The sequence below is a fragment of the Maribacter sp. UBA3344 genome (assembly GCF_002362375.1).
GTDB lineage: Bacteria > Bacteroidota > Bacteroidia > Flavobacteriales > Flavobacteriaceae > Maribacter > Maribacter dokdonensis.
The window spans coordinates 211,754-231,743 of record NZ_DERI01000021.1; the positions used below are offsets into that span (position 1 = coordinate 211,754).

The 19,990-nt window shown below is 37.7% G+C and carries 21 protein-coding genes; 3 read left to right on the forward strand and 18 right to left on the reverse strand.

The features are described from left to right. Positions 1-14: 14 nt before the first annotated feature. The gene (locus B2Z27_RS14115) at positions 15-821 is read right to left on the reverse strand and encodes an SDR family oxidoreductase (protein WP_286814121.1); all 807 of its coding nucleotides are present in this window, start codon (positions 819-821) and stop codon (positions 15-17) included. Continuing rightward, entirely contained in the window at positions 811-3,096 is a 2,286-nt protein-coding gene (locus tag B2Z27_RS14120) for a M28 family peptidase (protein WP_286814122.1), read from the reverse strand. The genes B2Z27_RS14115 and B2Z27_RS14120 overlap by 11 nt, the downstream gene beginning before the upstream one ends. 120 nt (positions 3,097-3,216) lie before the next feature. Between B2Z27_RS14120 and B2Z27_RS14125 the strand changes: the two genes are divergently transcribed. Next, the gene (locus tag B2Z27_RS14125; protein WP_058104175.1) at positions 3,217-3,681 is read left to right on the forward strand and encodes a CBS domain-containing protein; all 465 of its coding nucleotides are present in this window, start codon (positions 3,217-3,219) and stop codon (positions 3,679-3,681) included. A 105-nt stretch (positions 3,682-3,786) separates the two neighbouring features. Here B2Z27_RS14125 and B2Z27_RS14130 read toward each other — a convergent pair whose 3' ends face one another. The 6 genes from B2Z27_RS14130 to B2Z27_RS14155 form a co-directional block, all read right to left on the reverse strand. Next, entirely contained in the window at positions 3,787-4,137 is a 351-nt protein-coding gene (locus B2Z27_RS14130; RefSeq protein WP_286814123.1) for a hypothetical protein, read from the reverse strand. Beyond that, positions 4,134-4,625, reverse strand: coding sequence for a DUF6265 family protein (locus tag B2Z27_RS14135; protein ID WP_286814124.1), 492 nt, complete (start codon positions 4,623-4,625; stop codon positions 4,134-4,136). The genes B2Z27_RS14130 and B2Z27_RS14135 overlap by 4 nt, the downstream gene beginning before the upstream one ends. A gap of 51 nt (positions 4,626-4,676) precedes the next feature. Continuing rightward, positions 4,677-5,057, reverse strand: a complete 381-nt coding sequence (locus B2Z27_RS14140) for a VOC family protein (protein ID WP_286814125.1) — start codon at positions 5,055-5,057, stop codon at positions 4,677-4,679. A gap of 24 nt (positions 5,058-5,081) precedes the next feature. Further along, the gene (locus B2Z27_RS14145; protein WP_286814126.1) at positions 5,082-5,207 is read right to left on the reverse strand and encodes a hypothetical protein; all 126 of its coding nucleotides are present in this window, start codon (positions 5,205-5,207) and stop codon (positions 5,082-5,084) included. 96 nt (positions 5,208-5,303) lie between these two features. Next, positions 5,304-5,648 (reverse strand): hypothetical protein, encoded by a 345-nt coding sequence (locus B2Z27_RS14150; RefSeq protein ID WP_286814127.1) that lies wholly within the window; start codon positions 5,646-5,648, stop codon positions 5,304-5,306. Positions 5,649-5,654: 6 nt separating this feature from the next. After that, a complete protein-coding gene (locus B2Z27_RS14155; RefSeq protein ID WP_286814128.1) occupies positions 5,655-5,873 on the reverse strand; it encodes a DUF6500 family protein in 219 nt (72 codons plus the stop codon). Positions 5,874-6,107: 234 nt separating this feature from the next. On the opposite strand from B2Z27_RS14155, the gene B2Z27_RS14160 reads away from it, so the two are divergent. After that, entirely contained in the window at positions 6,108-7,382 is a 1,275-nt protein-coding gene (locus tag B2Z27_RS14160) for a PQQ-dependent sugar dehydrogenase (protein ID WP_286814129.1), read from the forward strand. A 57-nt stretch (positions 7,383-7,439) separates the two neighbouring features. On the opposite strand, the gene B2Z27_RS14165 is transcribed toward B2Z27_RS14160, so the two are convergent. Genes B2Z27_RS14165 through B2Z27_RS14175 form a run of 3 tightly spaced genes read right to left on the reverse strand, consistent with a single transcriptional unit; the run spans position 7,440 to position 11,379 of the window. Then, positions 7,440-7,631: a DUF4177 domain-containing protein gene (locus tag B2Z27_RS14165; protein WP_286814130.1), complete on the reverse strand. Its 192-nt coding sequence runs from the start codon at positions 7,629-7,631 to the stop codon at positions 7,440-7,442. A 12-nt stretch (positions 7,632-7,643) separates the two neighbouring features. Then, on the reverse strand, positions 7,644-8,216 hold the full coding sequence (locus tag B2Z27_RS14170) for a pentapeptide repeat-containing protein (protein ID WP_286814131.1): 573 nt from the start codon (positions 8,214-8,216) through the stop codon (positions 7,644-7,646). A gap of 7 nt (positions 8,217-8,223) precedes the next feature. Then, positions 8,224-11,379, reverse strand: coding sequence for a WD40/YVTN/BNR-like repeat-containing protein (locus B2Z27_RS14175; protein WP_286814132.1), 3,156 nt, complete (start codon positions 11,377-11,379; stop codon positions 8,224-8,226). Between the two features lie 202 nt (positions 11,380-11,581). Here B2Z27_RS14175 and B2Z27_RS14180 point away from each other — a divergent pair, with 202 nt between their 5' ends. Beyond that, positions 11,582-14,170: a cyclic nucleotide-binding domain-containing protein gene (locus B2Z27_RS14180; protein WP_286814133.1), complete on the forward strand. Its 2,589-nt coding sequence runs from the start codon at positions 11,582-11,584 to the stop codon at positions 14,168-14,170. A 9-nt stretch (positions 14,171-14,179) separates the two neighbouring features. Here B2Z27_RS14180 and B2Z27_RS14185 read toward each other — a convergent pair whose 3' ends face one another. The 7 genes from B2Z27_RS14185 to B2Z27_RS14215 are packed head-to-tail and all read right to left on the reverse strand — an operon-like array spanning position 14,180 to position 19,972. After that, on the reverse strand, positions 14,180-15,727 hold the full coding sequence (locus B2Z27_RS14185; protein WP_286814134.1) for a M20/M25/M40 family metallo-hydrolase: 1,548 nt from the start codon (positions 15,725-15,727) through the stop codon (positions 14,180-14,182). 58 nt (positions 15,728-15,785) lie between these two features. After that, the gene (locus B2Z27_RS14190; protein ID WP_286814135.1) at positions 15,786-16,226 is read right to left on the reverse strand and encodes an SRPBCC family protein; all 441 of its coding nucleotides are present in this window, start codon (positions 16,224-16,226) and stop codon (positions 15,786-15,788) included. A gap of 11 nt (positions 16,227-16,237) precedes the next feature. Continuing rightward, positions 16,238-17,203 (reverse strand): 2-hydroxyacid dehydrogenase, encoded by a 966-nt coding sequence (locus tag B2Z27_RS14195; RefSeq protein WP_286814136.1) that lies wholly within the window; start codon positions 17,201-17,203, stop codon positions 16,238-16,240. Then, positions 17,196-17,690 (reverse strand): VOC family protein, encoded by a 495-nt coding sequence (locus B2Z27_RS14200; RefSeq protein WP_099190165.1) that lies wholly within the window; start codon positions 17,688-17,690, stop codon positions 17,196-17,198. The genes B2Z27_RS14195 and B2Z27_RS14200 overlap by 8 nt, the downstream gene beginning before the upstream one ends. A gap of 3 nt (positions 17,691-17,693) precedes the next feature. Further along, entirely contained in the window at positions 17,694-18,857 is a 1,164-nt protein-coding gene (locus B2Z27_RS14205; RefSeq protein WP_091607428.1) for a mandelate racemase/muconate lactonizing enzyme family protein, read from the reverse strand. Next, positions 18,854-19,741: a sugar phosphate isomerase/epimerase family protein gene (locus B2Z27_RS14210; RefSeq protein ID WP_286814137.1), complete on the reverse strand. Its 888-nt coding sequence runs from the start codon at positions 19,739-19,741 to the stop codon at positions 18,854-18,856. Before B2Z27_RS14210 ends, B2Z27_RS14205 begins: the two co-directional genes overlap by 4 nt. A gap of 21 nt (positions 19,742-19,762) precedes the next feature. Continuing rightward, complete coding sequence (locus B2Z27_RS14215) at positions 19,763-19,972, reverse strand: CDGSH iron-sulfur domain-containing protein (protein WP_058104158.1); 210 nt, start codon at positions 19,970-19,972, stop codon at positions 19,763-19,765. Positions 19,973-19,990: the final 18 nt, after the last annotated feature.

Genomic DNA, 19,990 nt, shown 5'->3' on the forward strand with positions numbered 1-19,990 from the left:
AGTGTTGTAAATGATCAATTTAGCGGGGTATGAAAATGATAATTGTTAATAAGAAAAATCTTACAAAATTGAATTAATTTAAGGTTTTTGCCGGTGGAATGGTATGTGGGTGGTTCCAAGCCTCTCTTTAGGGCTGCTTGGGTATAGTATTCTTTTTTAGTAGGATGCTCTGGATAAACGGCATTCAAGACATCGTTAAAATGCTTATGTGCAATAATCGTTTTAATAATACCGATACAATCATCCAAATGAATTAAATTGATAGGGGCATCTCCGTTACTAAGATTTTGCCTGCCGGATAGCATCGTTACCGGGTGCCTATCAGGACCTATTAATCCACCAAATCTAATAATAATGGTATTCAGTTCGTTGTCGTTTTTCAGTAGGTTTTCACACTGCAGTAGTTGTATGCCAGATGCTGTAGTAGGTAAGGGCTTGGTTTCTTCGGTCACGATACCTTTTGCATCACCATATACAGCGGTGCTGCTGGCGAATATGATATTTTTTACGTCAGACTTTTTAATGGCCAGGTACAGTAGTTTTATTTTATCAATATAGCTTTCCTTGGGACCTTTGCCACGCAGTTTAGGCGGAATATTTATAATTAGGACTTCTATGGATGAAAGAAAGGCATGGATATCTCCATTGATTTCCTTCTCGGAAATGGAAATTTGAAATGGTTGGATGCCTTTTTCCTCTAAAACGGCCATTTTGTTCCTAGAAGTGGTAGTTCCCCTTACTTCAAATCCGCCGTTCACTAAACTTTCGGCTAGGGGCAACCCAAGCCAGCCACAACCTATTATTCCTATTTTATTGACCAAATTTTAATTTTTGTACGGTTACTATTGCATCGTTCAACACAAAAGGCATTGGTATTTGATCTTCTCTACGTTCAGGTATAGAGAATAATTCATTGTTTAATAAATCATTAGAGGCTTCGTAAAATGTCAGTTCTAAAGGAGAGTCTGCCGGAAATTCTAAATTAATATCGGTAAAATTTTTGTCACTGATGTAGTTGGTAATCAATCTACCACTATTTCTGTTTTGTAGAAAATGATCAGACAATTGAATACCGTTTACATCTGCCTTTAGGATGTCAATTGGATTAGTGAAAACTTCCAAACGATTTATTGGTCTATTGGGCGTAATGCATAATCGTATAGAACGTACATTGTTGATTACAGTGTCTAACTGTACCTCAATAGTAGGTTTTGGAATGTTTTTAAGTGGAGCTTCATATGTATAGGTGAAATCAGTTCCATATTTACTGCTAATGGTTTCGTTTATTTGTGGTGGTACGGCAAGCTTATCTATGATGTATTGTGCGGTCCAATCAGATAATTTATGCTCATAGGTTGCCCACATAGCGGTATTGTCATCTGCATTTAATACATACAATAAACTTGTTGGTTTAGGTCTATCTTTAGTAAACCCAGAATCCATATGGGCCGATACCATAAAACCGGCAAACAACAGAAAACTTAAAAATGCCAAAGCACCCTTTTTTCTGTATTTTGATATTAATGGCAGTAACAAAAAGAAGATGAGGGTAGTAAATAGGGTAGATGCAACCATCATTTTAAGCCCTAGGCCAACAGGAAACATTTGTACGAACGGAGCAAATATGAACAGTGCCGGTATACCTAAGAACAACAATAAAAACGGATTCGGATTTTTCTGGTTGATATGAACGTAAAATGCGACCAAAAAACTATATAAAGGGACAATAAAAAAGGCGGCTCCTTTTAAATATAAGGCTACCAAGCCACAAATAATTATCCAGATAATAAACGGAGCAACTAACAGATTAGCTGTCTTGATAACCCTAAATCTATAATATGCATATAAGCATGTGCTTAGTGAGAATAGGGCGAATGCAAAGATATAGGCATGACCGTTGTATGTAAAACCATGAAGAATATCAGTATATCCAGGATACACCCATTTTAAAAATTGCCAGCTGTAATACCCAACAATGCCATTAACAACTAAGGTTAATAGTACAGGTAGAAATCCTTTGAATATATCTTTGGCATTCAACACTTTTTTCTTGAATCCTAAAATCAATAATAAGATAAAAATGAGAATGGCAAATATCAACATTGGCATGATCCAGCTAAATGGATAAGAAACCATCTTAAAAAAGGGAACGTTAAAATACACATTGTCATCTAAACTTTTCAAATTCGTGAGGTCAGTGTTGCTAAAATGCTTAAGTAAGGGCATTAAGTAACTACCTTGGTGTGCAAGCGTATTTCTATCTAGTCTTTCATAATTATCAATTTGGGTATGATAGTCAAAATGATCATCTATAAACGCAAAATTGAAGCCCTCAACATCGCCATCTTCCCTAAATACGGTTAGGTCAGTGTCATTAGGTAACATTTTGTATATACTGTATGCCAATGAATTTGCTACGGGGTAATCAGGTTTAGCGGCTATAAATTCTGAAATTAACCTGCTGTTTCCCCTATTGGTTTCCATGAGCATATAGCTTGGTCCGCCACTACCGCGAGCCTCAAAATTGAGCACTAGCCCCACATCTTTTAACCATTCATGCTTATCAACAAAAAGGTCTGCTCCGTTAAGTCCTAATTCTTCGGCATCTGAAATTAAAATTATAATATCGTTTTTGGGTGGTGTGTTGGTTTTTAAAAATGCACGTATACCTTCTATGATAGTGGCAACTCCACTTGCAGCATCACTGGCACCTAATGATGAATGAGGATTGCTATCATAGTGGCTCAATAACAAAAGTGCTTTTCCAGATTCGGTGCCTTTAATTCTAGCAAGTATATTTTCGGCTTTGCTTAGGTTGCCCCAATCCCCGGCCGTATAGCCCTCTTGTAATGTAGTTTCTAACCCTAACGATCGTAGTTGCTCTGTTATATAATTACGTACCGTGGTATGTGCAGGAAAACCAACACCATGTGGTTCTTTAGACATTTTTTTTACATGTACTAAGGCTCTTTCTGTTGAAAACTGAGTCTCAGCAACGGTTTCCCCTTCCGTATATTGAGGTAAAAGCACTCTAAAACTCCAATAAGTGGCAAGAATAATAAGTAGTAGGGTTAATACGGTTGGTGTTTTTTTCATAATTGCGATATTCTTTTAAAATGTATTAAAATTTTGAGTATTAATTGACATACATCGAAAATTATTAGCAAATTTCATTTTATTTATTATCTTTAGTAATCAACCTCTAAACATACTATCATGGGAATCAAAAGCTTTCAAGGCGTTAGAAAGGTATTTAAAAAAGAATTTGAAGCACCAATTCTTGTGGCCGATTACATGACCACTAAGTTAATCACTTTTTCGCCAGATGATTCAATTTTAGACGTTATGGAGAAATTTGCCAAACATCGCATTTCTGGTGGACCTGTTTTAGACGGCAACGGTTTTCTAGTAGGTATCATTTCTGAAGCCGATTGTATGAAACAAATTTCTGAAAGTAGGTATTTCAATCAGCCTATTTTAGATAAAAGTGTTGAGAAGTTTATGACCAAAACGGTGGAAACTATTCCGCATGATATCTCCATTTTTGATGCTGCGGGTATTTTTGCCCAGCACAACAGAAGAAGATTACCTGTAATGCGTAATGATATCTTAGTAGGGCAAATTAGTAGAAAAGACATTGTTGTGGCCGCCCTAAAATTAAGTGGTCATAATTGGAAATAGAGCTAGCCCCCAACCCCAAAGGGGAGCTTAAAATACATGAAGGTTTCCTATTAGGAAACCTTTTTTATATCAATAATATTCCCCCTTTGGGGGCTAGGGGGCTTGCTATTCCCGCTTTACGATCATGTAATAGTCATTATCCAATGGGAGGTATCCTAAATCATAAAGAAAGTAATAGGTAGTACCTTTTTTGGTGGTATATAAATTGGTAACATAATTGAAGTCAAAGCCTTTATCGATCAAGCGTGTGCCCGTGGTTTTGGTTTTTCCATCCTTTAATTGAAAACTATCCAGTACTCGGTAATTTTTACGTAGCCTATTATTGATATTTCTTATAAGCTGCTTGCTAGCAGGGTTTACTTTGTTGTTATATATGTTGCGGCAATAATCATTGCAGAATTTCTTATCTATTCTACCAATAACTTCTGAACCGCATTCTAAACATTCTCTTTTCATTGTCTGTGATAGTTGAAAGTTATTTCACTTGATGTGCCTTCTTCTTCACTGACTTCCACATACATGTTTATCTCTGTATCAGAAATACGTTCAATGGTGAAATCGTCAAAGTAAAATTTATTCTCTTCGACTTTTACCAATATAAAATCTACGGTTTCATCTTTTTGTTCCCAACCGCCCAAATCACCATCAAAGTGTTTTAGTTGTAATAATAATGTATCATCTACCTCAATAATGTGTCCGAATTCATAAAAACTTACAGCGCCTTTATCAATTAGTCGGAAAGAAAACATCATGCTGCCATCTGTAGGTGGGCTCCATATTTCTTCAGCAATGCCACCAAAGGCTTCTCCTTTCCAATGACCTGCCAGCCATTCTATCTGACTTAATTTGGCTTTGGGACTTGTCATTTTAGGCTCAAAGGATATGGTGTTCTGTGCATGGACCATAGCAGTGGCCGATAGAAGGAGTAATAGTAGAATTTTCATACTTCGGTATTTGTAACAATATACAAATTAAACGTTTACAAACGGATAGGTTTACTTTTCGTAAAATTCTATAGGAAGGTTGTCAGGGTCTGCAATAAAAGTAAATCGTTTGTTGGTGAACTCATCAATTCTAATAGGTTCTGCAATGACGTTGTAGGATTTACAATGGGCAATTATCTTTTCTAAATCATCTACTTCAAAAGCCAAGTGCCGTAGACCACATGCTTCTGGCCTTGAAGGTCTATTTGGTGGATTAGGGAAAGAAAACAACTCAATAATATAATCTCCGTTCAAAGCTAAATCCAATTTATAAGACTGTCGTTCTTGGCGATACTCCTCACGAATTATTTCTAAGCCTAAAACATGGGTGTAGAATTTCTTGGAAATTTTGTAATTAGAGCAAATGATAGCGGTATGGTGTATTTTGTTCATTTCACGTTTTCAAATAAAAGTAACTTAGTTCAATAATTCCTTTTTCTCATACAATTCAATCGCTTTCAAATAATCCATAGCTCCCTTCATGGTCATGTCATTCACAAAACCATCTAATTCTGGGTGATTCAGTTGTACCCATTCTACCAAGGCATTTTTTTGCTGGTTCCATTCATTCCAATTAACATTGATATATTCAAGTTCTTCTAATTTGGAGATTTTTCCATTGATAAATGAAACCCTGACCTAAAATTTTAGAGGGTTGTTTTGTAAAAAACTGTTTCTTTTATTTTTTTGAGCAACGGTAACTAAAACAGTATTGTTCTCTTCTTCTATTTCAATAGTGTTGTAAGTAGGTTTAAAAATGGAATCCCATTTATAGAATTCATAAAAAGCTTCTTTATCATAGTTTGTTGTAAAGTCGCCAGAAATTATTGTAACACTATCATTGGTAATTGCTTTTAAAGCGTTGAAATTTCCTGAATCAAAAGCACTGTAATATGATTTAACTACTGCGGTACGGTTGACATTTTGTTGCTGGCAACTAGTTAGAAATGACAGTAGAAATAACACGTAAAAACTGTTTTTCATTACAGGTTAATTTAAAGATTTTATCATATCCCTTATCTTTATCGCCTTCTCAAAATGGTCTAACTTGTTATCTAGTATCCACCATTGGGCAACTTCCATCAATAGTTCAGGGTTTTCGTTTTTGTTCTTGAAGAATGCATAGAACGATAGTCCTACGTTTTCTCCTTTCGCTGCTATTTTGGCATCGCAAACTTGAATGATTTTTGCTTTTATTTCTTTGGTCATCAATTTTAATTATGAAAGAAAGTTAATTATTTAAAATTTGGGCTCAAATAAATATGATTCTTTACTCAATTAAAATGGATATTGTTAATCTTAAAAAATTGAATTTTATCTATTTAGAGTATTAATAATCAATATTTTAAACTTTTTCTATAAATCTGTTAAAGTATTTATAAACAGATGTATATGATATACTTTTTAATACGGTTGCTATAATTTTGAGAGTAAACCAATACTATGAAAATAATTCTATTTATACTAGCGTCCACTACAATTTTAATGAGCTGTAGTAGTAAAAAACAGTTAACTGAAAATTCAAAAGAAAAATGGCGAAATACAGGATCATCGGTTGTGGAAACCGCTATTGGACCTTTGGAATTAGTACCTCCATATTCATCTGAATCGGTTACTAAAAACAGTAAAATTATAGCGTGGCCATCAAACAAATTGCCCAAAGCCCCAACGGGTTTTGAAGTTGCAATATTTGCTCAAGATTTGGATCATCCGAGGTGGACGTACGTTGCACCTAATAATGACATTTTTGTTGCAGAATCTAACACAAAAAATAGCGCTGATAGGATTACATTATTACGTGATAACGACATGGATGGTGTAATAGATGAAAGATATGTGTTTAAAGATCAACTGAATCAAAATTTAGGGATGTTGGTTTTAGATGGATATTTCTATATCGCTAATACAGATGGGCTTTATAGGTATGCCTACAAGGAAGGTCAGAACAAGCTTGAAGGGGAAGGAGAAAAAATAGTTGCTTTGTCTGCAAGTGGCTATAATAACCATTGGACACGTAATGTTATAGCGAATAAGGAAGGAAATAAGTTATATATCTCGGTTGGATCGGCAAGTAATGTGGGGGAGCAGGGTATGGATAAAGAGGAAAGACGTGCTGCTATTTTAGAGGTAAATACAGATGGGTCTGATGAAATAATATACGCAAGTGGTATACGTAATCCGGTGGGGATGGATTGGAACCCGGTTACTGGTGAATTATGGACGGCTGTTAACGAACGTGATAAGATTGGTAATAATTTAGTGCCCGATTACCTAACCAGTGTAAAAAAAGGAGGATGGTATGGATGGCCTTATAGTTATTATGGAGATATAAATGATCCAAGATGGGAAGATGATCCGCACCAAAACCTTGTAGATATGACCATAGTTCCCGATGTGCCTTTGGGTAGCCATACCGCTTCTTTAGGGCTTACATTTTATAACGCTTCACAATTTCCTGAGAAGTATAAAAATGGAGCATTTGTTGGTCAACATGGTTCATGGAACCGAGCGGAATTTGCCGGTTATAAGGTGGTATTCGTCCCTTTTCAAAACGGTAAACCCCAAGAACCAGTTGACTTTTTAACTGGTTTTATTGCTGATGAAGCAGCTGGTGAAGTATATGGTAGACCAGTTGGAGTTACCGTTGCCCCAGATGGATCTCTTTTGGTAAATGATGATGACGGTGGTGTTATTTGGAGGGTTTCGGCAATTGAATAATTAACGTCTATCACTTTACGATTTGGACAGTTAGAGTGTTCAAAATGAATGACGATGCTAGTCTACCTTTTTCTCAAAAATCAATTCAAAGTAAGATGCTGCACCATAAGTAGAAGTGCCAGGTGCAAAAATCTGAACAAAACGCCATCCTTCTTTAGCTTTGGCATCAATAATTTCTTTGTAATTTGACTTTGGTTTAGAATTAAATATTCCTCCTAAGGCTAATTTTACATATTGATATTCGTACATAGTTTTTAAATATTAGTTTAAAATTTTCAATTTGTATTTATGTAATAATCCTTCCAACGTATCTCTAGAGAAGACTGCGCTTTTAATTGTGTTGTTTTCTGGGTCTATATTGAAGTTGGTTGCTGTGCTAAAATCTGCCTTTTGTAAATTGGTTCTTGAAAAGATGGTACGTTCTAAATTACAATCTACGAACTTGGAATTACTTAGATCACAGTCACTAAAATCTGCTTCTGAAAGGTTACAGGCTTTAAATACCTGACCAATTAATTTTAATTCGGTAAATATGGAAAAATTCAAATTACAATCATAAAAGGAGAAGTCCAATAAAAAACTGTTACATGTGTGGAATGCTAAACCCATAAGTTTGCAATGTGAAAATTTAACTTCTTTAAATGTCGTGTTCACCAAATTCACATTACTTAGGTTACAATCTATAAACTCGCACTCCAAAAAGATTTGGTTGTCCAAGTATCCTTTGGAAAAATCGCATCTTTCAAAAATGCAATTTTCATATTCTGCACGTGGCAAACGGGAAATGGTATAATTTTCGCCTTTAAAAGTCTGGTCTAGTATTAGTTTTTCCAACTCAATTTTAATTTTGTGCTTGCGGTAATATAATTGCAGGGATTTCTAAACTTTGGAATAGGGTATTATATGCCTTCATTTCTGTATTGATGATAGCATTATGTTCTGTTTTAAAACTGCCCCATATAGCAAGTAAATCACGTAATCTTTCTTTTGCGCCCATTGTAACGTTGGGTTCTGCTACGTCAATATATCCTCTTAAATTCAATAATTGCGCGTTTAGTTTATTTTCGAAATTTATAACATCTTGAAAGGTTTTTTGGTTGGGTTGAATAAGATTTTCTTCCCAAGATGAAATTCGTTTGATCAAAGAATCGCCTTGTTTTAAAAGTGCTTCTGCTTTTGTGTTGTCTTCAAGTAATTGATTATACTGTTTTAATTGAGATTTTGCTGATAGCATATCATTCACTGCAGTATGTATTTCTATTACGGTAGCTTCTATGGTTTTCAACATGTTTTGTTGCTCTTCGTAATCTGCCTTGGTTGCTTCTATGTTAGGGAGAGGTAAAATGCTTACTGAGGTTTCTGCGGTTTCATTTTCTAAAGTAAGTCTAAGTTGATAATCTCCTGGACCAACAATAGAACCATCTAATCCGCCCAGAACAAATACCTTTTCAACTGCGGGTAGTGGGTCTCTTTTAAAATCCCAAGTAAAACGGTTATATCCTTTTTTAGAAGGCAATACGGCTGGTTTTGATGGTCCGCCTGGCCAAGAACTAAACTTTTTGTCTTTTTGGTTGGAAACTGTTCTTATGACCGTTCCATCTTTTAAAACTTCTAATTTTAGCTCAGTGCTATCTTGTGCTTCGTTTAGGTAATAATCAAAAGTAACGCCGCTTTTGGGGTTGCTTCCTATGCCTGGCACGGGTTTTTCGCTATATCCACCAATGAATAAATAGGTGTTTTTGGGTTTAAAAATATTCAAAGCCTGTTTTGGTGCACTGGCATTTTGTAAAGCAGCTAAATCATCCAAGATCCAGAATGAACGACCGGCAGTTGCAGCTACCAAATCATTATCTTGAATAATAAGGTCGTTAATAGGGGTTAAAGGTAAATTCAACTGTAAAGGTTGCCAATGCGTGCCATCATCTAAAGAAACAAATAAGCCCGTTTCGGTACCCGCATATAGTAGACCTTTTACCTTTTTATCTTCACGAACCACTCTGGTAAAGGTGTTGTCACCGGTAATGCCATTGGTGATTTTTGTCCAAGTAGTACCATAGTCCGTAGTCTTGTAAATGTAATTTTCGAAGTCCATCGATTTGTAGCGCATTAACACGATGTAAGCTGTTGCCGGATCATGTGGAGATACTTCAATGCTATTGATAATACCATCTTTGGCACCTATGGGAGTAACATTTGACCAATTAGCACCCCCATCTTTGGTTACATGTACCAAACCATCATCACTACCTGACCAAATTACGCCTTCTTCATGTGGAGATTCTGTCAAATAGGCAAGTGTGTTATAAATTTCACCTCCTGCGGCTTCATTGGTAAAGGGTCTACCGCCAAGTCCGTGCTTATCTTTTTCATTACGGGTCAAATCAGGACTAATAACTGACCAGCTTTGACCTTCGTCGGTTGATTTGAAAACTACATTGCCGCCGTGGTAAATTGTTTTTCTGTCATGTGGAGAGGTAATAATTGGGGCATTCCAATTATAACGGTACTTTGCATTTTCTGGGGATATACTTAATCCTAATTCAGGGTATTCTTTAATGGGTTTTGACTCTTTGGTACTTGCGTTCCACTTGTCAATATTTCCTTGGTATGTGCCACCATAAATCAATTTTGGGTCGTCTGGGTCAAAAGCTAAAAAGGCACTTTCCCCACCTGCAACTGCGTACCAATCTTTCCAATCTATTCCGTTATCGTTTGTTCTTGACGCAATGGCAACGGTAGAATTATCTTGTTGCCCGCCATAAACGTTATACGGCACCAAATTATCTGTAATTACCCTGTAGAATTGTGCAGTATTTTGGTTCTCTTGTGTGCTCCAACTTTTTCCACCGTTATTGGAAACGTTAGAACCACCATCGTTAGAGTTTATCATGCGTTGGTTGTTCAAAGGGTCTATCCATAAGTCATGATTATCGCCATGTGGTGTTGGCAACGGTGTAAAAGATATACCACCATCTATTGATTTTGTGACCGGTGCATTTAGCACATAGACAATATCTTCATTTTGGGGATCGGCAAAAATTTCCATATAGTACCAAGACCGGGCAATATTAATACGGTCTTTATTGATCAATTTCCATTTTTTACCGGCATCATCAGAACGGTATACTCCGCCCTTTTCTCCTTCCGCCTCGATCACCGCGAAAACACGTTCAGGGTTGGCCCTAGATACAGAAATACCAATTTTCCCCATTTCTTTTGGTAACCCCTGGGTTAATTGCTGCCAAGTTTCACCACTGTCGGTAGATTTATAGATACCTGAGTTTTTTCCACCAGATTCCATTGTCCAGGGATAACGTCTGTGTTGCCACATAGCGGCATATAGTATGGTTGGGTTGGTCATATCCATTGTAAGACCAGATGCTCCAGTAGTATTATCTACGAAAAGAACATTTTTCCAAGTATCACCGCCATCGGTAGACTTATAAATGCCTCTTTCTGTAGAAGGTCCATATTGTGCACCTTGTGCCGAAACAAAAATGATGTTTGGGTCTGTAGGGTCAATAATGACATCAGAAATGTGCCGTGTTTTGTCTAGCCCTATGTGTTTCCAAGTTTTACCCGCATCGGTAGATTTGTAAACACCATCTCCCATAGAGGTCATGACACCTCTTGCCGCATGTTCGCCCATGCCGGCAATTACAATATTCGGATTACTTTCAGATACAGATATGGCGCCAACGGTTGCCGTTTTTAGGAATCCGTCCGAAACATTTTTCCATGTGATTCCATCATCCGTGGTTTTCCAAATTCCGCCACCAACGGTTCCCATATAATACACCATGGGTTGACCAACCACACCGGTAGATGCTACACTTCTTCCTCCTCTAAACGGACCAATATTTCTCCATTTTAATCCTGTAAAAAGAGAGTCTTCTAATGTAATTGATGGTTGGGTGATTTTACTTTTTCTACGTTGAGATTGTAAGGTCATAGGTGCAATCATCAATAGCACAAATAAAAATTTGATGGTTTTCATGGTGTGGTCAAATTAGTTGTTGAGTAGGTAAGATAACAAAAGCCTTTGTAAAAAGTGAGTGGGAAAATTTAATTTGGTAATTCTAATTTTAAGGGTACCATTTTTATGGTTTTGACCAATATTATTTTCTTAAAATGATAAATTGATTTTAATGTGTGTAGGGTTTCTTTTTTAGGTTTTATCTGGTTAAGTTAGAAGGCGCATGACACACCAAACTAGACTTTTAAGACAAGAAATAAGTGCTGAAAAACTAAAGGAATACTTCCCTAAAGGAGTATTAAAAACATACGAAAAAGGGTATGCTATTAGTTATATTCACAAAAAGGTAAACACTTTTAGATGGCTTATTGAAGGAAGCGTAAATTACTATATTTCTTTAGATAGCCCAGAGAGCGATATTTTGGTTTGCCAAAATTCAGAACCATTTTCAACTATTGGTTTAAACGGATTTAACACGCCTAAACGCTTCACTTATAAAGCAACGGTGGCATCTGCAAAAGCTTCATTCTTTGAAATTCCTTTTAACGATCTTGATGCATACTTAAAAAAGGGGCACCAAAACGTTCTGTTGAAAAACATAGGTGCCAAGTTATATCATGTTTTGCGTACTGCATTATTGAAACAAACGGAATTGTTGAGCCCGGCAAGGTTTCAGCCTTTTGTAGAGGATAGACAATTTTTTATTTCCCCGGTAACGGAACAAGAAGAAATAGTCTCATTGATGAGACGTTCTCCGTTTTTAGATTTTTTTGAGGAGAAAAATTTAATGGCACTGGCCGCCTTGGCGGAAAGGCGTGAATATGAACCAGATGAGGTGTTGTATGTGCAAGACGGTTCTAGTAACGGGTTATTTATTCTAATTCATGGCGAGGTTACTATAAAAAGAATTGAAAATACCATTGAAATTAAACAACGCTCTATAAAAAACTCTGGGTTTGTTTTTGGGTGGTCTTGTCTTTTAAGGGAAAAAGATATTTGCTCTGCGATTACCAATACAAAGACATCTGCCTATTTTATACCGGAATGTGATCTCATGAAATTGTTTCAGAGAGATGATGCCTTTGAAGGTCAATTTTATCAACGGTTGCTTTGGCTCATGGGCAACCAACTGAATGCGGCTTTTGTTAGATATGTTGGTTTGTTGGGAAAACATAGTTTGCAAGCCGTATATCAATTGATCAAGAATAACAAATCGCGCTTATTGCTTTCATCGCCTTTACACCAAGTACCACATCTTTTAAAGAGTATGACTACAAAGCAATTTGCTTATGAAGCACTTGCCAATTTGTTAAAAAACGGTACAGCGTTAGAACGTCATATAGCCTCATTGAGTTTAGAATTATTGGGAGAAGATCAAAAGGAGCACCATTTTGTCAGTGGGTTACAGCAGATGTATGAAAACGTTGCGGAAAAGAATAGTAATGATGTAATGCTGAATAGAAAGGTATGTGCGGAATTGACTATGAAGGTCTTTAAAAACGTACCCTACATTATTGAAGGATGGGATAATTTACCTGATAAAACAGGGAATATCTTTATTTATAATCACTTGATCAATGATGCACATTATACCTTGAACAATAATTTTCAAATAACCTTAGATTCTCATTTTCTAAGTGCTATGGTACTGTATAAGAAATATGGAGAACCGGGTATTAGAACTGTTCGTATTGGACAAGGACAGGAGTATGGCCATCAAAATTATTACAATAATCTAGGCTATATCAATGTTTACACCAAAGAATCTGAACAAACGACAAGTAATAAAAAGGAACAGGCGCGAAGCATATTTTATAGCGAGGCTTCTAAGTACTTAAAGCAGGAATATAACCTAATCATAAGCCCAGAAGGGACATCTTATAGAACTGAGGAATCTCCTGGGCCATTTAAAATGGGTGCTTTTAAACTAGCAATGCATACAGAGCCGGAACCATACATTGTTCCTATAGTCATGGTGAATTTTGACCACAGAATTGGTAAATCTTTATATTATTGTGCCATTAAAGAACCTTTTCTTTTGAGTGAAAAGGTGCCTTCTAAAAACAATGAAGATCTATATGCTTTTATGGAGCAATACCAAGAGGAGTATAAAGGGTATGTGCAAGCGGCAATTGAAAGAGCAGAGCAATTGAACGTATCTAACTCAGGTGCGGATAGTTTAGAAGAGCCACCTGCAATATGGTGTAATGAAATAAAGCGACTTAAAAGACGAGTGGCCAAATTGCCTACCCAAGATAATTTAATTGCCTTTTATGGTAGTTCATCTGTACGGCTTTGGGTGAATATGAAAAGGGACTTGAGCCCGTTCAATGTGGTTAACCTGGGTTTTGGCGGTTCTACTTTTGCTTGGTGTATTCATTATTTTGATGAAATATTTGTAGAGGCAAATCCGTCTAAAATTGTGTTGTATGCCGGTGAAAATGATTTAAATGATGGCAAGTCACCCCAAGAAGTTCTTTCTGGGTGTATGGAGCTGGTAGAATTGATCAAGAATAAATACCCAGATGTAGAATTGGCGCTTATAAGTTTAAAGCCAAGTGTAGAGCGTGAACATCTGATCCCGCTGATCATGGAAACTAATTTAATGCTGTCAAAATATTTTATTTCTGAGCTTAATGCCCAATACATTAATGTGTTTGCACAAATGATCACTACGGATAATAGGCCTATTCCAGAGTTATACCTTTCTGACGGATTACATTTGAACAAGCAAGGCTATGCACTGTGGAGTACTGCTATTAAAAAAGCATTACAGGCAGCGGATAGCCTTGAGCTTGAAAATCAGTTTTAGATGGTACCGTTAATCTTGTCCGCCTTTACGTTGTGGCGTTCTTGGTGTTGGCCATTCTCCTTTTTTGCCTGATCTTGGGTTAATGCCCAAAACAGCTTTTTCACGAGATGTTTTTTCTGGGTCTTCGCATGCCATATAGGTAAGAATAGCAGTTAATATGGCGTTGTTCCGTACATCGTCAAAAACAATTTTATCGTAGGTGTCCAAATTGGTGTGCCAAGTATAGTTCCAATAATCCCAACTCAACGAGCTTAGTGAAAACGCAGGGGCACCTGCCGCTACGAAAGATGCATAATCTGATCCACCACGACCGGGCGAACCAGGGAATGTAGTTTCTATTTCGTTTTTGTAGGTTTCCGGTACGGCTTCTAACCATCGCCCTAAATAATCATATGCATGAAGAAATCCTTGCCCGGATAGACGAACCACACGGCCCGTACCATTATCTTGGTTGAATAATGCTTGTACACCGGCAACAATTTCTGGGTGATCCTCAACAAATGAGCTAGAACCATTTAAACCTTGTTCTTCACTTCCCCAATGCCCTACAAGAATAGTCCTTTTTGGGTTTGGATATACTTTTTTCAGAATACGTGCTGCTTCTAACATGGTAATGGTACCTGTACCATTATCGGTTGCTCCTGTACCGCCGTCCCATGAATCAAAATGAGCAGAAAGAATCACATATTCATCAGGGAACTCGGTGCCGGGTATGGTGGCTATGGTATTAAAAGTTGGTACAACGCCCAAGTCTTTTGACTCTGCCACTATTTTAATTTTGGTATCCGTACCATGCTCTACCATCCTGTACAGCATTCCGTAATCTTCTAATGAAATATCAACAGTAGGAATTTTTTCAGTACCTGCACTAAAAATCTTATTGGCTCCAAAACCCTCGGACCATCTTGATTGAGCAATACCTACAGCACCGGCTTTTTCAAATGCTGCATTGATGTTTCTACTGGTATATCCCGTATTATTAATATTCTGTCTCCAGATTTTCTCCAATGAATCGCGCTCGCTTTTCATTTTTTCAAAAGATGTTTTTGTCGCGTATTCTTCCCAGTTTTCATCTGGTCTGCCCGTAGGTTGCAACATGCTCACCATTACTATTTTTCCTTTTACGTTAGGTAGCCATTTTACAAAGGACAATGAATCTGTAAAACTTGGCAGTGTAATTAATGAAGCCGTAACACCTTTAGAGCTAGTGCCTGGGTTCCATGCCAATTGTGTTGCATGTAATGATGCTACTCTAGGTGAAACCATATCTACATGGGTAATGCCTCTTTGCCATCCTTTCCAGGTTCCCCATTGCTGGTTTTCTGCAGAAATCCCCCATTTCTTGTAGGTGTTTACCGCCCAATCATGAGCACTTTTCATTTCTGGCGTACCCACTAATCTTGGACCGTTGAGGTCCATTAATTCGTAAGCCAATTGTTCTAGTTGGGAGTTTTCAATGCCTTCTTTCTCTATGGCATTGACCATATCTTCTACCGTTTGTGAAATTGCAAATGTGGAGCATAGAAAATATGCCCCAATGAGTAGTACTTTTTTCATGTTCAAGTTAGTTTAGTTCTTTGAACTAAGGTACTCATTTAAGGGCGATAGCCCGCTGTTAAAATTTATGGGATTTTAAAAATTGGACAAGACTTTCCTGAATTAAATACTCCCAACCCGCTTTGCCACTTTCTTTTTTAAATTCAGGAATATCGGTCGGGAAATTTGTAATAACTTCACCGGTAAGGGTAAGAAGGGTGCTTAGTTCATTTTTGGACAACTCAAAAGTACTGATGCTTTCTCCGGGGTATTCATCAAACGTCCAACGATAACTTATTTTTGATGGCGGTGTTACTGCTATCACTTCCCAGTTGTGGGTAAAATTTCTTCCTTCGTTGGTAATGAGAAAACTGGTGGTGAAACCAACTTCTGGCTTAAAGTCCGGAATAACAGTAAAGTACCATTTTCGCATGTATTCCACATGTGTCAATGCTTCCCATACCTGCTCAATTGAAGTGTTAAAAAGCTGAGTGACAATTATAGGCTCACTGTTTCTCATAAAATCATGCTTTAGTTGTTGTCCAGTTCTTTTTTATTGAAAACACAATTTTTCATTGGAGCTTCACTACGTAAAATTGCCAAGGTATTTTGAACCGTCATGGTACACATTTTAGTATACGTGGTTTTGGTTAAGCTGCCTAAATGTGCGGTAATCAATACATTTTTTAATTGAAGTAATGGATCATTTTCCACTGGTGGTTCTTCTGCCAGAACATCGGCAGCGAAACCTGCTATGCTATTGCCTTGCAGGGCAGTGAACAACTCCTTTTGATCTATGATTCCTCCTCTGGCGGTATTGATCAACAACGCATTGGTTTTCATTAATGAAAAGGCAGCGGAATCAATTAGTTTTTCTGTTTTAGAGGTCAAAGGCAGGTGTAAGCTAATTGCGTCTGAAGTGGTTAAAAGGTGTTGAAATTCTACAAATGAGAAGGGTACATCTTCTTTTTTTGAGCTCCAATAAATAACATTCATGCCTAAGGCCTTGGCGATATGTGCTACTTTTTTTCCAATATTTCCCATACCGATAATCCCCAAAGTTTTGCCATGGGTTTCATCGCCAACATACGTTCCCCGGTCTCCCCATCTATTTTCTTTGACCATGGTAACGGCATTGTACAAATTCCGCTGAAGCATTAATAGCAAGGCAATAGTGTGTTCTGCAATGGTGTCGGCATTGGAATTTGGGGCGTTCACTACTTTGATTCCTCGTTTGGTGGCACTTGATACATCAATGTTGTCCAAACCAACACCACAACGGGATATTACTTTTAAATTGGGCAACTGTTCCATGAACGAATCACGTACCTGACCCTTTCCTCGTGTAATGATGGCATCAATCACGTTGTTTTCTATTTGATGGTTCAGTGATGTTTCATCAAACCCTGTCAAAATATTCATGTCCGAAGCATTTTCCAACATATTCATGGCATCTTCGGCAACCGTTTCTAGTAAAAGAATATTTTTTCTATTCATCTGATTTATGGTAAAGCGTGGCGTCTTTGGATTTGTATCCACGGAAATCATTTCTGCCCGATACATAAATTCCTTCTTTGAACAACTCGTCTTCAAAAATCTTTGGGTCTATATAATCACCGGGAACGGAAGAGAGCTCTACCAAATTCCCCGATGGGTCACGAACAAACATTTGTATGGCACCGTCCGGTAGTTGACGTACATTGCCCCACGGTTTTATATCAATGGCACCGAGCTCTTTCATTCTAAAGAATAAGGTATTGATGTCATCTACCTGAACACAGATGTGACCTCTAAACGAATAGGCATCTTCCCACTCGGTTAAATGTAATTGTTGCTCCTCGTTGAATTTAAAAAATGCGGTGGGATAATCAAATAAGAATGCGGGTATGGCTTCCAAACCGAGTTCTTCCTCGTAAAATTTACAAGCTTCTTCTAAATTGCTTACCACTAGTGCAACGTGATTAATATGTACTGCCTTTGCCATAGTTTATTGTTTAAAGTCTTTTACAAAATCCCAATTAGGGGTTAAACCGAGTCCGGGTTTGTTGGGTGCATTGAGCATACCTTCATTATCCACCGTAATTTGTTCCTCTACCAAATCATACATCATAGGGTTACCGCCCAACGAAAACTCTATTACATTGGCAGAAGGGGAAGCGAATGCCACCGAAAGTCCCGCCATAAATGAAAATGCTGATCCCCAACAATGCGGTGCCAATTCCAATTGATAGGTATGTGCCAATTGTGAAACCCGCATGGCTTCTGTAATACCGCCAATTATGGCGCAATCTGGTTGTAACACATCTAACGCACGTTCGGCTATTAAATCGCGAACATCAAAAGCGGTGTACTCACTTTCACCAGCGGCAATGGGTATAAAGGTATTTGCGCGAACTTCCGCGGTACCTATTTTATTATCTGGACTAATAGGTTCTTCAAACCAATATAAGTTGCAGTCTTCTACACCCTTTGTAAACTGCTTGGCTTCGGGTACGCTAAAAGTACCATGGGCATCGGTCATTAACTTTATGTGATCGGGCAAGGCTTCACGTGCTGCTTGAACTCTTTTTACACTTTCGGCAACGGTTTGATCCATTATACCAACACGCATTTTTACACCGCTAAACCCTTTTTGGGTATACCCCAACAGTTGTTCGCCAATAGCATCGGCTTTTGCCCAACCACCACTGGCGTATGCTGGCATTTTATCGCGACAGCTACCACCCAACAATTCTACCACAGGAGCTTTTAAAGCCTTTCCTTTAATGTCCCACAGTGCGGTGTCTATTCCGCTCATGGCAGAAATGGTCAATCCCCTTCTTCCTAAAATGGGAAATTTACGACCTCTTGATAGGGAATAATGATCTCGTGTGCCGTTGTATACGTGTTCCCAAATACGGGAAATATTTCGGGCATCCTTACCTATTAATTGTGGTTTTAGTTCGTTTTCTATGCAGCTGACTATAGAGGCACAAGACCCGGAAGAACCTACAGCTGCCTTTGCTTCGCCAAAACCTTGTAACCCAGTATCGGTAGTTACCACTACCAAGGTCATATCAAAATTTGTCAATAGACCATAATCTGAAAAATGTTGCTTTTCTTTTGGTATTGGACAGCGTAACCAAAACGCTTCTATATTGGTGATTTTCATTTAATAAGCTCTTTTAGGGTGTCTATGGATTTTTTGGTCAGCATGGTGTAAAACTCATCGGTAACGGCTGAACTACCGTGATCTTCTAAGAATTTCTTTTGTTCTGCAGTGAGTCCCTCAGGATTTGTTTCTATGGAATTAGGATACGGATTGGCAGGTGTTCTATCTAACGGGGAACAAAATTCTACTGATAGCACCTTGTCATATTCAATCTCTTTTAACGTATTTATGATTTTAGTCCAGTTGAGGTGCCCCATGCCCGGTGCCATTCTATTATTATCGGCAACGTGAAAATTTACCAAACGCTTGCCTACTTTTTTAATGGTGTCAAACATATTGACCTCCTCTAAATTCATATGAAATGTATCTAGGCAAACTCCACAATTAGGACCAACAGCTTCTGCAAGTGCCAATGCCTGTTCGCCCCTGTTGATAAAATAGGTCTCAAAACGGTTAATGGGCTCAATGCCTATTTGTAAACCGTGGTCTTCGGTATATTTATAAATTTCTTTAATGCCTTCTACCGCCCATTCCCATTCTTCTTCAGGTCTGGCATCGGGGACAATTTTGCCTACGGTTGCCGGCACTAAAGAAATGACTTTACCGCCCAATTCATATACCATTTTGGCAACATCCTTTACGTATTGTATAGACATTTTTCTTTGCGCGGGATCTTTAGCAAGTAAATTACGTTGTTCTAACATAAGTGTTACAGATCCCCAACATTTAATTCCGTAGAGGTCTAAAAGTAACTGAGCTTTTTTTATATCGTAATTCTCTGGGGTTCCTTGTATTTCTATATGCGTGTAATCTAATTTGTTGATCCTATTGAGTGTGTGTTCTAAAGTCTCGGCACGCATCCAATTATGTATGGCTAATTCCATGGCTAGGCAGATTTGTTTTGATTATCCTATAAATTCTATTTTTCTATGGGCACCATCGCAAAACGGTTTGTTTTCAGATGCGCCACAACGACAAAAACCTGTGGTACCTTCTTTAGTTACAATTTCACCTGAGGCCAATTGTATTTCTAGGTTTCCTTTAACTTTTAAAGGACCGTTGTTGGCTACAATAATAGTGGTGACGCATTGGTCATTTGATTTGTTTTCTTCCATTTGTAAGTTGTTGATTTT